The following is a 14,096-nucleotide window of genomic DNA, read 5'->3' as shown; positions in this document are numbered from 1 at the left end:
CACGACGGATGTCCCCTCGCTCCGATCAGCCCGTCAGCTGCTGCTTCTGGTGGACGGGGCCGTCGTAATTCTTGGTGGTCTTGAAGCCCTCGTACCGGCCGTCGCTGGCGGCGGCCTTGTACTTCTCTTCGAGGGAGGCCATCTCGTCCTGGGCCATCGCCTTGAGGTTGCGGACGATCTTGAGGTTCTGCTCCAGGATCGCCTCGGAATCCATGCCCGAGACGAGCGCCGCGATCGGCAGCGAGAAGACGTAGCGGAGCGCCTGCTCGACCGGGACCTTCACGCCGCTGACGACGCCGCCGTTGCCTCCCAGGCTCTTCATCCCGATCGCGCCGATGCCGCGCTCGACGAGCTTGGGCAGGACCTTCTTCTGGAAGCTGCGGAACGTGCCGTCGAGGACGTTCAGCGGCATCTGGACGGTGGCCCAGTCGTAGGGCATCTCCAGCATCTTCAGGTGGACGTCCGGGTCGCGGTGGCCGGTGAAGCCGACGTAGCGGACCTTCCCCTGCTCCACCGCCTTGAGCGCGACCTTGATGGCGCCCGCGAAGACGCGATCCGGGTCCTTGTCGTAGTTGATCTCGTGGAACTGCCAGAGGTCGATGCGATCGGTCCGCAGCCGCTTCAGGCTGTCGTCCAGGTTCGACTGGGCCTCCTCGGCGGTCCGCCCGCAGACCTTGGTCATCAGGAAGACCTTGTCGCGGAGCTTGCCCTCCTCCAGGGCCTTGCCCATCCGCTCCTCGCCCACGCCCATGTGATAGTCCCAGGCGTTGTCGAGGAACGTCACCCCTTCCTCGACCGCGCGCTGGATGAGTCGGAGTGAGTCCTTCTCCTCCCTGGCGCGGGTGGAGTGGTGGCCGCCGAGGGCCAGGAGCGAGACCTTCTCGCCCGTCTTGCCGAGCGGCCGCATCGGCACGCCTTGCTGGTTCGTCTCCTCGGAGGCGACGAGGTTCGGGCCGATCGAGAGCGCCGTGAGCCCGACGGCGCCGGCCTGGAGGACGTCTCGGCGACTCGGGCTGGAGCCTTGCGGGGAATTCATTGGGAAATCTCCTGAGAAATCGAGGGCGACGCGACGAGCACGCCGCTTTCCGTCACGAAACGAGCAAATCACGGACCATGGACCGAACGAGGGCTCACCGGGGTCGCACGCGGTAGCTCCGCAACTCGCCCGGATCGAGGTCGAGCCGGATCGACTTCCCGGAGAGTTCTCGACGCTCGACCAGATCCCGCGGCTCGCCATCGGCGGGGAAGGTGACCGTCACCCCGGCCCGGGGCTGCATGGAAGGGTTCACCACCAGGTAGTAGGTCCCGTGAGGCCCCGCCGGGATCTCCCGCACGACGACGGAGGGGTCGTCGGCGGCGTCCGGCAGCACCTTCGAGGGAAGCGCCGGCACGGCCAGGTACGCCTGGTTGAAGCGTCTCATGTACCCCGGGAACCCGCTGGAGAAGCTGGAGGCGCAGAGCATCCCGAGATTCGTCGGATCGCCCTTGGCGACCGCCCGCGCCTCCAGCAGCCGGACGTAGGGCCCCTCGCGGTCGACGTCTGTCGAGACGTAGCCCATCTGGCCGTCGAACGGCAGCGAAGACGTCCCTTTCAGGCGGTCGTGGTCGTCCTCATTCAGCGTGTAATGCCGGATCGCCGTCAGCCCGGCCCCGCTCCGATAGGTCTCCAGCAGCGCCGCCGACTCGACCGTGAAAAGCCGGCCCATCGGGAAGCTCATCATGACGCGACGGCTCGCTCGAAAGTTCTCCGGGTCGGCGGGGGGGGCCGAGTGGTACGACTCCGTGCGGTCGGGCGCCGTGATCGCCTCGCGAAAGGCCAGACTCTTCGCATACGCGTCTTCGGCGACCACCTTGTCGTAGGCGGTCGGGGCCAGCGCCCATCGGAACCAGCTCGAATCAGGCTGGGTTCGAGCGAATCCGTCCCACCACGCGGGTTCGTCGGTCGTGATCTGGACGGGGTGGCCGCTGGCGCCGGACGCGGGATCGCGCAGCATGGGGATCTGCTCGCTCGTCCAGGGGGTGAAGATCAGCGATCCCGCCCGGTCGCCGAGCCCCTCCGCCAGGTGTTCGGCGAGGGCTTCGAGGAACGCCGCACGGCGCCTCAGCCACCAGGCGATGTATCGGTCGTAGAGCCGCCGATCCCCCTCATAGGACGCGATCAGGCTTTCCCGCGAGGCGGCCTTGGCCTCGGGGTCGTCCGGGTGCTCGTCCCGGAAGCGGCCGACCGCGGCGTCCGAGAAGCTGATCGGGAGATGGTTGTCGCGGACCCGAAACCAGGCCCCTGCGAATCCCGCGCGGCCTTTGTGGGCGATCATGGTGCGGTCGAGCAGCCGCTTGGCGTCGGCCAGCGTCCCGGGGTCGGTCAGGTCCGCGTTGTGGGGCTCGGTCCACCAGACGCCGGTGTACCGGGGGTTGGGCCGGTCATGGTAGAGCTTCTCGGCGCGTCGCTGCCAGCCCAGGCTCTGAGGACGGGCCGACTCCAGGCCGATCCCCCCCTTGTATTCGTAGTACGGGAGCAGTTCGAGACCCTCGGCCGCGATCCGGGGGACGAGCCGGTCCCAGACGTCGACGAGCGGCGGCTGGGCGTTCATGTACCAGTCCGGGTCGCCGCTCTCCCAGCCCTGATTGAAGCCGAATTCCAGCAGGTCCTTGGGGAACGTGTTGATGCCCAGCACGCGGTTGAGCTTCGCCTTGGCGACGAACCAGTCGAGCGGATCGGCGACGCCGCGATCGACCGGCTCGCGCGCCGAGACGGACTCGTCGGCCATCTCCTCGCGGTAGAACACGCGACGGCGAGGCAGACCCTCGGGCGGGTACTCGATGTCCGCGTCGAGCGAAGCGAGGTCCGGGACCGCCCGCAGCCGGATGCGGCCGACGGCCGCCCCTTCGGAACGGGGGTCGTTGAGCCGCTTCGTCTGGAAGACCAGGACGTGGAAACCGTCGTCGGGGACGAACGGACGCCCCCCCGGCTTCGGGTCGCGCTGAGCGTAGAGCCCCTGGAAGCGGTCGTGGAGGAAAAAGAGGCTTCGATAGCGTCGCCAGCCTCCCGACTGGGGATAAGCGAGCGATTCCAGCGAGGGCTGGACGTATTGCTGGCGGGCGTCGCCGGTCGCGCTTCCCGTAGCGAACCCCCGGACGTGGTCGGCCCCCCGGTTCGCGAGGAAGATCGTGCGAGGGACGTCGTCGGGGTACTCGACCTCCAACAGATACGCCGCGCCGGGTTTCAGGCCCTTCCCCTTGCCGATCACCCAGGCGGCGACCATTGGCCCGTCGCCCATCGGGAGCACCCGCGCCGGCCGGCCGAGGATCGTCTCGACCCTGCTGCCGGCGGCGGGGAACTCGTGAGCCGGCGGCAGGACCGCCACGTCGATTTCATCGACAACCGGCAGGGCGTCGAGCCGGGCCTCGAACCTTTCGAGCGACGAATCGGCCCGCGACGGCGGCGGGCAGGCCGTCGTCAACAGCCCGGCCAGGAGGAGTCGCCACGATCGCGGAAGTTTCATCGACGTTCCCCCAGGTCCGAGCCGCTCATCACGGCGTCGGCTTCGGCTCCGTGCGGCTCAGCAGGTAAGACATCAGGTCGTAGAACTCGGCGTCGGGGATCTGCTGGGCCAGGTCGGCGGGCATGGGGGAAAGCTGGACCACCTTGCGCTCCTCGACCTCGTCCTTGGAGACGCGGACTTCCTTCCCCTGGGCGTCCGCGAGGACGAGGACCTGACCCTCCTCGCGGAGCAGCAGGCCGCTGACCACCCGGCCGTCGGCCAGGGCCAGGATCGTCGTGCGGAACATCTGGTCGACGTTCCGATTCGGATCGAGCACGTCTTCCAGGAGCCGTTCGAGGCCCCGCGCCCCGACGCCGTCGAGCTGAGGACCGACGCGGGCCCCTTTCCCCTCCATCTGGTGGCAGACGCCGCAGCGGACCTCGAAGACCTTGGCACCGGCCGTCGAGTCGCACGTCGCCTTCTGGAAGCCCTCGCGACGCTGGTCGAGGAAGGCCCGGAGCTGCTCGTCCGCGGGCGGGAGGCCGGCCAGCAGCGAGGAGATCCGCGCCGCGACGTCGGGGATTCCGGCGTTCTCCAGGCCGATCACGATCGGCCGCTGCTGGAGGAGCCGGACCGAGGCCTTGCCGGTCGCGACGGCGTTCAGCAGCGCCTCGGCCCCGTCCTTGCGGCGGACGAGCGCCGCGGCGGCCGTGGACTGGACCCGCTCGGGGGCCGTCGCCAGCGAGGCCAGCACGGCGTCGCGGGCCTCGGGCTTCTCGATGTTCGCCAGCGCGATGGCCGCCGCCTCGCGGAGCGGCAGCGGCAGGGCGCCGTCGTCGAGGGCCGCCTTGAGCCTCGCCAGCCCGAGCGGCATGTCGAGCGCCGCGATCCCCGCCAGCGCCGCCGCGCGGCGGCCCTCCGGCAGGTCGGCCCGGGCGAACACGCCCTCAAGGCCCGGGATCGCCTCCTTGAGCTGGAACTCGGCGACGGCCTCGATGCCCTGGTTGACCTCGTCGCCGTTCTTCGATTCCAGGAAACCCGTGACCAGGCCCACGGCGGCGGCCCGGAGATGGTCCGGCGTCGCGACGCCGCGCTCCTGCAATCCCTGCTGGATCTCCTTGATGAGCCCCAGCCGGCCTCGCGGGTCGCCGTCCCCTCCCGCGACGTAGGCCGTCAGCGTGGGGAAGAACGCCTCGTCGCCGTGACGGGCGACGTGGTGCAGGTATCGCGCGACGTTCTCGGGGCTCTCCGGGAAGTTCTGGACGTGGGCCAGCAGGAAGGCCGCCGCCCGATGGTCGGGTACGGCGACCGCGACGTCGGCCAGGTCGGCGCGGTCCTGGTCGCTCAGCGGCAGGGCCGCGATCATCGGCCAGGCCGTCGGCGGCTTCAATTGATCCCGGAGCGCCATGCGGGCGACGTGCACGAGGTGCGTGTCGCCGGGCGAGGTCTCCTGCCGGAGCTTCAACAGCGGCCTGATGAACGCCGCCTCGGCGTGCGCGCCGAGGACCTCGGCCGCGACCCGGCGGGCGTGCGGGTCGGCCCCTTCGATCTCGCGGAGGGCGAAGGCGCGGGTCGCGGGCGAGAGCGACGGCCGGTCGATCAGGATCCGCAGGGCATGGACGCGGATCGGCGAGCTGTCGGCGGCCGCGACGCGGAGCAGCGTCGCGTCGTCGAGCGCCCCCAGGCGTTCGAGCACCCAGAGGGCGTGGACGGTCGCCTCGGGTCCGGCGGCGGCAGGTCCGACAAGGCTGCGGAGCTTCTCGACGGCCTCGGCCCCGCCGCGTTCGAAGAGCTGGTTGGCCGACGCGATCCGGACGGGGAGGGTCGGGCTCGCCAGGTCGGCGATCAGGGCGTCGACGCCGGCCTTCGTGCGGTCGACGGCCTCGGGCGAGGGGACCGGCTTCGAACCGTCCCCCTTGTAGACGATCCGCCAGATCCGCCCGCTGGTCCGGTCGCGGCCGGGATGCGTGAGCGGGACCTCGTAATGGCCGATGATCCGGTTGTAGAAGTCAGCGACGTAGAGCGCGCCGTCGGGGCCCAGCTCCAGGTCGACCGGGCGGAACCAGTTGTCCTCGCTCCAGACGAAGTCGGGCTGCTCGACCCCCCTGGGCGTGGCCCCGGTCCATTCGAGCTTGTCGTGGTTGATCCGGTTCGTCACCACGTTGCCGATGAAGACCGTCTTGCGGTACTCCTCCGGGAACTGGTCCGACTGGTAGGAGACGATCCCCGAGATGGCCGTCGAGCCGTGGTCGTGCGTCACCATCTCCGGCGCGTAGTTCAGGCCGTCGTGGGGCTTGCCGAAGCTCGGATAGTAGCCCCCCCGGATGAGCTGATACAGCGGCTTGCTGTGGCAGTCGCACGAGTAGAGGTAGCCCAACTCGTCGAACGCCAGGCCGAAGGGGTTCACCTGGCCGTGGGTGACGTATTCGGCGTGCGAGCCGTCGGGCCGCATCCGGTAGGTGTTGCCCGAGTTCATCTTGATCGCCTGCTTGTCCCCGCCGGCGACCTCGGAGTCGTTCGAGAAGCCGTGGCAGGCGTAGATCCAGCCGTCGTATCCCCAGGTGAACGCGTTCGTCATGCCGTGGGTGTCGCGGTTGCCGAAGATCCCGTAGAGCGGCTCCTTCACGTCGGCCTTGCCGTCGTCGTCGGTGTCCTTCAGGAGCCAGATGTTCGGCATGCTGTGGACCAGCGCCTCCTTGGCGGAAGGCCTGGGGAGGAGGCCGATCGGGATGTTCAGCCCGTCGGCGAAGGTCTCGATCTTCCGCGCCCGGCCGTCGGGGCCGAAGTCGGAGAGGATCTTGACCGTGTCGCGGGGCCTGGTGCCCTCGGCGGCCGGGTAGGGATACTCGACGGTGTCGGTGATCCAGAGACGCCCCTTGTCGTCGAACGCCAGGTTCAGCGGCTTCTGGATGTCGGGATCGGCCGCGACGAGCTGGACCTCGAACCCCGGCGGGACGTGGAGCGCCTTGCGTTCGTCCTCGGGGGAGCGCGGCTCGAACGTGGAGACGTTCTCGACCGGGGCGGGCTGCTGGCCGAGGAGGGGGACCGTCGCGGCGAGGCAGAGGCTCGCCAGGCCCAGGATCGAGAGGACGACTCGGGGACGCTGCATGAAGGACGCTCCGTCGCGGGGGAGGATCGGAAGGAGGAGTTCGGGCGGAGTTTCCGCCTAGCTTGACGGCGGCTGTGCGGAAATCAAGTCTATCGGGCGTTCGCCCCGGCCGCGAACCGGTTTTCGCGGGAGTCCGTCGGCGATCGCCGTCCTGTTGCCGTTGACCGGCTCGTCCCAATCACTACAATTTGCCTCAAGTTTCCCGAAGTCGAAAAAAGTGAAGGATTAAGGCGGCGAGATGTCCGAAGAGTCGCGAGACGGCCTGGAAGCGGTGCGGGCCGAGAAGCTGAAGAAGATCGCCGACCTGGGGTTCGATCCCTGGGGCCACCGGTTCGACGACCATCGGGCCATTGCCTCGGTGCGCGCCGTCGACGTCCCGAAGCCGGCCGAAGGCGAGGTCGCCGCCGAACCCGGACCGACCGTCCGGATCGCCGGCCGGATCATGCTCCGGCGTGGCCAGGGCAAGGTCGTCTTCCTCGAAGTGCGCGACTGGACCGAGCGGATCCAGATCTTCATCGGCAAGAAGCAGGTCGGCGACCTCGCCTGGAGCCTGGTCGACCTGCTCGACCTCGGCGACCTGATCGGCGTCGACGGGACGCTCGGCTACACCAAGACCGGCGAGCTGACCGTCTTCGCCACCGCGCTGACCTTCCTGGGCAAGAGCCTGACGCCCCCTCCCGAGAAGTGGCACGGCCTCACCGACCAGGAGACGCGGTATCGCCGCCGCTACGTCGACCTCTTCGCCAATCCCGAATCGCTCCAGACCTTCCTCGGCCGTTCGACGATCGTCCGGACGTTCCGCAAGGTGATGGAGGAGCGCGGGTTCGTGGAGGTCGAGACCCCCACGATGCAGTCGATCGCCGGCGGGGCCGCGGCCCGCCCGTTCGTCACCCACCACAACACGCTCGACATCGACCTGTTCCTGCGGATCGCCCCGGAGCTGTATCTCAAGCGGCTGCTGGTCGGCGGGATGGAGCGGGTCTTCGAGATCGGCCGGGTGTACCGCAACGAGGGGATCAGCCCCAAGCACAACCCCGAGTTCACGATGCTGGAGGCCTACCAGGCCTACGGCGACTACCACTCGATGATGGACCTGACCGAGGGGCTCATCTGCGCCTCGATCCAGGCGATCGGCGGCGGCTACCAGCGTCCCTGGGGCGAGAAGACGATCGACTTCACCCCCCCCTGGCCGCGGCGTGCCTACCTCGACCTGCTCCGCGAGTACGCGGGCGTCGAGCCCGACGATTACGAGGCCGTCAAGGCCCGCGCCGAGGCGGCCGGGATCGCGACCAAGGGTCGCGACCACGACGTCGTGGTCAGCGACCTGTTCGAGGCCACCGTTGAGGACGCGCTCTCCGGCCCCGTCTTCGTCATCGACTACCCGGCGGCGATCTGCCCGCTCACCAAGCGGAAGGCGTCGAACCCGAAGCTCGCCGAGCGGTTCGAGCTGTTCGTCGACGGCATCGAGCTGGCCAACGCCTACACCGAGCTGAACGACCCGTATCTGCAGGAGGAACTCTTCCGGAGCCAGCTCGCGGGCCAGGCCGAGGAAGACTCGATGGCCAAGATGGACGAGGACTTCGTCATGGCCCTCAAGAACGCGATGCCCCCGGCCGGCGGCCTGGGCATCGGCATCGACCGTCTCTGCATGCTGCTACTGAACAAGTCGAGCATCCGCGACGTCGTCCTGTTCCCGCTGATGCGTCCCCAGGCGGCCCGCGCCGTCGGCGTGGGCGAGGCGGCGACGGCCGAGGACGACGAGTCCGAGATCTGATCCGACCGTCCGAACGTCGAAACGGGCGGGCGAGGGTCGCCGGTCCGCACCGCACCGAAGGCTGGTTCCAGGGAAGGAGTGGCCTCGTGTACAAGTACCTGCTCTGCTGGCGGTATCTCCGCACCCGCTACATCGCTCTGGCGAGCGTCATCAGCGTCATGCTGGGCGTCGCCACGATGATCGTCGTCAACTCGGTCATGGCCGGGTTCGCCGACAAGATGCGCGACCGGCTCCACGGGGTCCTCGCCGACTTGATCGTCGAGTCGAGCTCCTTCGAGGGCTTCATCAACTACGAGGAGGTGATGGCCCGGATCAAGGACGTCGGCGGCGACGACATCCTGGCAATGGCGCCGACGATGGAAACGCCGGGCATCATCCGCTTCAAGGTCGGCCCCGAGTACCGGACGCAGCCCGTCCAGATCATCGGCGTGCATCCCGAGGATCGGGCCAAGACCGGCGACTTCGCCGAGCACCTGTTCGATGAGCAAGGGAATCCGATCCCCCCCTCGTTCGCCGTCTCGGACGAGCTGAAGGCACGGTCGCCCGCCGGCCAGCGACTTCGCGAACTCCGGCAGGAGGAGCCCGACGCCTTCCTGGACGCGACCCGCGAGTATCTGGAGAAGCAGCAGGACGACCAGGTCCCCACGCACGGCGCGATCGTCGGCTACGCCATCGCGACCTATCACCTGGGCAACGACAAGCCGGACCTATTCCTGGCGGGGATGGGGTCGAAAATCTCGCTGGCCTTCCCGAAGCACGGCCGCACCCCCGAGGCGGGCCTCGACGCCTTCACCGTGGTCGGCTACTTCAAGAGCGGGATGAGCGAGTACGACTCCACCCACGTCTACGTCCCCCTGGAACAGCTCCAGCGGGCGCGGAACCTGATCGATCCCGAGAGCGGCAAGGGGGCCGTAAATCAGATCCAGATCAAGGTGCGCGAGGGCGCCGACCTGGATGTGCTCGCCGACAAACTTCAGCTCGGCATGGAGAAACTGGCCGAGAAGCGTTTCCGGGTCTGGACGTGGGAGCAGAAGCAGGGGCCGCTGCTGGCCGCCGTGGCGATCGAGCAGAGCATCCTCAACATCTTGCTCTTCTTCATCATCGCCGTCGCGGGCTTCGGGATCCTGGCGATCTTCTCGATGATCGTGGTCGAGAAGACACGCGACATCGGCATCATGAAGGCCCTCGGGGCGTCGACCGCCGGCGTCCGCAACATTTTCCTCGGCTACGGACTGCTCCTGGGGGCGGTGGGGAGCGGGGTGGGGATGATCGGCGGGCTCCTGTTCGTCCGGTACATCAACGAGATCGAGAAAGTCTTGAGCGTCATCCTCAAGCACAAGGTGTTCGACGACTCGATCTACTACTTCGACCGCATCCCGACCCTGGTCGAGCCCCGGACGGTCGTCGCGATCGTCGCGGGCGCCCTCTTCATCGCCGTCATGGCCAGCGTCTGGCCCGCCCGACGCGCCGCCAAGATGCATCCGGTCAGGGCCCTCCGCTACGAATGATCGCCCCAGCGGGGTCCCTCGCGGGCCGCGTCGCCTCCCATTTCTCGGAACCGGAACCTCACGGAAGACCAGGACGATGACGACTCATATCGCGGCCCTCGGCCTCTGCAAGAGTTACCGGAAGGGGAAGATCGAGGTCCCCGTCCTCCACGGCGTCGACATGGAAGCCTCGCGCGGCGAGCTGGTGGCGGTCATCGGCGCGAGCGGATCCGGCAAGAGCACGATGCTCCACCTCCTCGGGCTGCTCGATCAGCCCGACGGCGGCCGGGTGGAGCTGGACGGCCGTCGTATCGACGACCGCCCCGACCGCGAGCGCGACCTGATGCGCAACCGGACCTTCGGCTTCATCTTCCAGTTCTATCACCTCCTCCCGGAGCTGACCGCGCTGGAGAACGTGATGATGCCGCACCTGATCCGGTCCGGCCTCTTCGCCTACATCAAGGAACGGAAGGCCATCCGCCGCGACGCCGAGGAGATGCTGGAGCGGGTGGGCCTGGGCCATCGCCTGACCCATCAGCCGTCCGAGCTCTCCGGCGGTGAGATGCAGCGAGCGGCCATCGCCCGGGCCCTGGTCGGCCGACCCGAGGTCCTGCTGGCCGACGAGCCGACGGGCAACCTCGACGCCGCCACCGGGCAGGGGGTGCTCGAACTGCTCCGCGACTTGAACCGCGAACGCGGGCTGACTATGATACTGGTCACGCATGATCAACAGATCGCCAACCAGGCCGACCGGGTCGTGAGGCTTGCTGAAGGGCGAATCGAGGAATGGGTTCCCGCGCTGGTCTGAGTCCAACCGATACCGGGTGCGTGGATGTCGCGGCCCTTATTCGGCGCGGGGCCGGGAGGGCCGTATGAGCCCCAAGGTCTACATCGGCGGCAAGCTTTACGAGAAGTCGGACGCGAAGATCAGCGTCTTCGATCACGGCCTCCTCTATGGCGACGGGGTCTTCGAGGGGATCCGCTCGTACTCCGGGCGGGTCTTCAAGCTGGAGGAGCACGTCGACCGACTTTACGCGTCGGCCGTGGCGATCAACCTGCGGATCCCGATCAGCCGGCCGGAGATGGCCGCCGCGATCGTCGACACCCTGGCCGCCAACAAGCTGACCAACGCCTACATCCGCGTCATCGTCACCCGAGGGGCGGGGAGCCTGGGCCTGGACCCTCGCAAGACGAGCGACCCCCAGATCATCATCATCACCGACGCCATCAGCCTCTATCCCGAGGAGCTGTACGAGCACGGCCTGAAGATCGTCACCGCGGCGACGATCCGCAGCCATCCGAACACGGTGAACCCCCGGGTGAAGTCGCTGAACTACCTGAACAACATCCTCGCCAAGATGGAAGGCGCGCTGGCCGGCTGCCTCGAAGCCCTGATGCTGAATCACAAGGGCGAGGTGGCCGAGTGCACCGGCGACAACATCTTCGTCGTCCATAAGGGCGAGCTCCACACGCCCTCGGTCGACTCGGGCATCCTGGAGGGCATCACCCGCAACGCGGTCATCGACCTGGCGAAGGAGGCCGGCTACAAGGTCTTCGAGCGGACGATGGACCGCTACGACGTCTACACGGCCGACGAGTGCTTCCTGACCGGGTCGGCCGCCGAGCTGATCCCGGTCGTCGAGTGCGACGGCCGCACCCTCGGCTCCGGCAAGCCCGGGCCGATCACGAAAGACCTTCGGCAGCGCTTCGGGCGGCTGGTGCACGAAGGCCGAGCCTGATCCAAACCGTCGGCCAGGGGCAGTCTCATGATCTCCTTCGCACGCATCCTCGCGCCGACCGACTTCAGCACCCACTCCGAGGACGCGCTCCGGTACGCCTGCGGGCTGGCGGAGCGTTTCCAGGCGGAGCTGCACGTCGTCCACGTCCTGTCGGAGATGATCCCGGCCAGTCCGGACCCCCTCCTGATGCCGGTCATGCCCCCTCAGTTCTATGAGGAGGACGAGCGGCGGGCCAGGGAGTCGCTATTGACCGCGATCAAGCCCGAATGGGGGACGCCCGCGGGCTTCGCCACCGCCGTCTGCTGGGGCGCGCCAACCGAAGCGATCGTCGACTACGCCGCGGCAAACCACGTCGACCTGATCGTCATCGCCACCCACGGCCGCACCGGGCTGAGCCACGTCCTGCTCGGCTCGGTGGCCGAGCGGATCGTGCGCGAGGCACCCTGCCCCGTCCTCACGGTCCGGACCGCCCCGGCGAGGACCGCCTGACGTGACCGACGTCGATCCCTCGTCCGATCCCCTCCCCCCGCGCCGGGTCATCTATCGGGGGACGAAGCTCGACCTGGCGGTCCAGCCGGTGCGGCTGGCCGACGGCGGCCTCGCCGAGCGCGAGGTCGTCCTCCATCGGGGCGCCGTGGCGCTCGTGCCGATGGTCGACGTCGATCACGTCTGCCTCGTGTACAACTACCGCCACGCCATCGGCGAGACGCTCCTGGAGGTCCCCGCCGGCACGATCGACGAGGGCGAGGCTCCCGACCAGACCGCCCCCCGCGAGCTGGCCGAGGAGACCGGCTTCCGCGCCGGCAAGGTCACGTTCCTCCGCTGGTGGCACGTCACCCCCGGCGTGATGACCGAGCGGATGTTCCTGTACCTCTGCGAGGATCTCACCCCCGGCCCGACCGACCACCAGCCCGACGAGCGGCTGGAGACGAAGATCGTCGCCTGGGAGGACGCCGTGGCGATGGTCCACGACGGCCGGATTCGGGACGCCAAGTCGATGCTCGCCATCCTGTTCTGCGACCATCTCCGCCGGGCTCGCCCCTAGGTCAGGAAGTCGGCCCGCCGCCGAACTGCTTCCAGTACCACTCCTTGTACGGGTTCAACTTCGGGCCGACGGCGTCCTCGTTCTCCAGGCAGGGCTGGATCGAGGCCCACCACGCCTCGTATTCCGCCCGGAGCCGGTCCCGAACTTCGGGATGGTCGGCGATGACGTTCGTCGCCTGGGCCGGGTCGGCCTGGAGGTCGTAAAGCTCGACGTTGTTCACCAGGGCGAAACGATCGTCCCGGATCGACACGCCCTTGTCCTTGAACGACTCCACCTGACCCCGGGGCCAGCGGCCGACGTGGGTCACGAGCGTCCGTCGCGGCCAATCGGCCGGCCGGTCCTGGAAGAACGGGACGAGGCTCCGGCCCTCGACCTGACGGCGGACTTCCTCGGTCGGCTCGATCCCGAGCGCCTCCAGGAGCGTCGGGAAGACGTCGACATGGGCGGTGAGGGCCGAAACGTCCCGCCCGCCCTGGATCTTCGCCGGCCATCGCCAGAGCGAAGGGACGCGCGTCCCCCCCTCGTAAGGGCCAACCTTCTGACCCCGCATGCCGGCGTTGAAGATGGGGACGCCCAGCGTGCCGCCGTTGTCGGTCAGGAAGACGACGAGCGTGTTCTCCACGATCCCCCACTCCTTGAGCGCCGCGATCAGGCGGCCGAAGTTGTCGTCGATGTTCTCGATCATGCCGTAGAACTTGGCGACGTCCGCGGACACCTCGCCGGCGTGCCGCTTCGCGTAGTCCTCCGGGCATTGCAGCGGGACGTGGGCCGCGTTTGGAGTGATGTAGGCGAAGAACGGAACGTCGGCCTTGCGACGTTCGTCCATCCAGGCCAGGGCGCGGGCGAAGAAGACGTCGGTGCAGTAGCCCTGGGTCTTTTCGAAGACGCCGTTGTGACGGATCGCGGGGTCGAAGTAGGTGTTGCCGGGGGCGTCGCCGCAGCTCCCCTCATACGTCTGGCCGATCCCGCCGCCGCCGTGGACGAACGTCTCGTCGAAGCCGCGACGCTCGGGCTGGTAGGCCGCCTCATCGCCGAGGTGCCACTTGCCGAAGATCCCCGTCGCATAACCGTTCGCCTGGAGCACCTGCGCCAGCGTCGTCGCCTTGAGGCTCAGTCGCTCTCGCTCGCTGATCGTGTGGGTCACCCCGGACTTGAACTCGTGACGGCCGGTCAGCAGCGCGGCGCGGGTGGGGGCGCAGGTCGGGCTGACGTGGAAGCCGGTGAACCGCAGGCTCTCGCGTGCCAGGGCGTCGACGTGCGGCGTGCGGACGATCGGGCTGCCGAGGAAGGAGAAGTCCCCGTAGCCGATATCATCCGGCATGACCACGACGACGTTGGGCCGATCCGCCCCCGACGTCGCGGACGCCGTCGCTCCCATGATCGCGAATCCCATGACGAGCCACGAGCGAACTCGCATCGATCGACCTCCCCGACGGCGGCGCCGGCCCCGAGCATGCTGA

Annotated in this window: 10 protein-coding genes; 6 read left to right on the top strand and 4 right to left on the bottom strand. The window is 68.5% G+C overall.

Translation table 11 applies throughout. The features are described 5' to 3' along the window. Positions 1-25: 25 nt before the first annotated feature. The 3 genes from G6O68_RS22195 to G6O68_RS22185 all read right to left on the bottom strand — a co-directional run bounded on the left by G6O68_RS22195 (position 26) and on the right by G6O68_RS22185 (position 6,591). Positions 26-1,036 (bottom strand): aldo/keto reductase, encoded by a 1,011-nt coding sequence (locus tag G6O68_RS22195; protein WP_165250837.1) that lies wholly within the window; start codon positions 1,034-1,036, stop codon positions 26-28. Between the two features lie 94 nt (positions 1,037-1,130). Continuing rightward, positions 1,131-3,503: a hypothetical protein gene (locus tag G6O68_RS22190; RefSeq protein WP_165250836.1), complete on the bottom strand. Its 2,373-nt coding sequence runs from the start codon at positions 3,501-3,503 to the stop codon at positions 1,131-1,133. A gap of 28 nt (positions 3,504-3,531) precedes the next feature. Further along, positions 3,532-6,591, bottom strand: coding sequence for a PVC-type heme-binding CxxCH protein (locus tag G6O68_RS22185; protein WP_165250835.1), 3,060 nt, complete (start codon positions 6,589-6,591; stop codon positions 3,532-3,534). Between the two features lie 238 nt (positions 6,592-6,829). Here G6O68_RS22185 and lysS point away from each other — a divergent pair, with 238 nt between their 5' ends. The 6 genes from lysS (at position 6,830) to G6O68_RS22155 (ending at position 12,636) form a co-directional block, all read left to right on the top strand. Beyond that, positions 6,830-8,365, top strand: a complete 1,536-nt coding sequence (gene lysS / locus G6O68_RS22180) for a lysine--tRNA ligase (protein ID WP_165250834.1) — start codon at positions 6,830-6,832, stop codon at positions 8,363-8,365. A gap of 86 nt (positions 8,366-8,451) precedes the next feature. Then, positions 8,452-9,873 (top strand): ABC transporter permease, encoded by a 1,422-nt coding sequence (locus G6O68_RS22175; protein WP_165250833.1) that lies wholly within the window; start codon positions 8,452-8,454, stop codon positions 9,871-9,873. A 76-nt stretch (positions 9,874-9,949) separates the two neighbouring features. Further along, complete coding sequence (locus G6O68_RS22170) at positions 9,950-10,660, top strand: ABC transporter ATP-binding protein (RefSeq protein ID WP_165250832.1); 711 nt, start codon at positions 9,950-9,952, stop codon at positions 10,658-10,660. 64 nt (positions 10,661-10,724) lie between these two features. Continuing rightward, entirely contained in the window at positions 10,725-11,591 is an 867-nt protein-coding gene (ilvE, locus tag G6O68_RS22165; RefSeq protein ID WP_165250831.1) for a branched-chain-amino-acid transaminase, read from the top strand. A 27-nt stretch (positions 11,592-11,618) separates the two neighbouring features. Beyond that, a complete protein-coding gene (locus G6O68_RS22160) occupies positions 11,619-12,080 on the top strand; it encodes a universal stress protein (protein ID WP_165250830.1) in 462 nt (153 codons plus the stop codon). Position 12,081: 1 nt separating this feature from the next. Further along, a complete protein-coding gene (locus G6O68_RS22155; RefSeq protein WP_165250829.1) occupies positions 12,082-12,636 on the top strand; it encodes an NUDIX hydrolase in 555 nt (184 codons plus the stop codon). 1 nt (position 12,637) lies between these two features. On the opposite strand, the gene G6O68_RS22150 is transcribed toward G6O68_RS22155, so the two are convergent. Further along, a complete protein-coding gene (locus G6O68_RS22150; protein ID WP_165250828.1) occupies positions 12,638-14,053 on the bottom strand; it encodes an arylsulfatase in 1,416 nt (471 codons plus the stop codon). Between the last annotated feature and the right edge of the window lie 43 nt (positions 14,054-14,096).

Source organism: Paludisphaera soli (assembly GCF_011064595.1).
Classification (GTDB): Bacteria; Planctomycetota; Planctomycetia; order Isosphaerales; family Isosphaeraceae; genus Paludisphaera; species Paludisphaera soli.
Note: the sequence above shows the minus strand (reverse complement) of the source record. Positions and strands in the feature narration are given on the sequence as shown.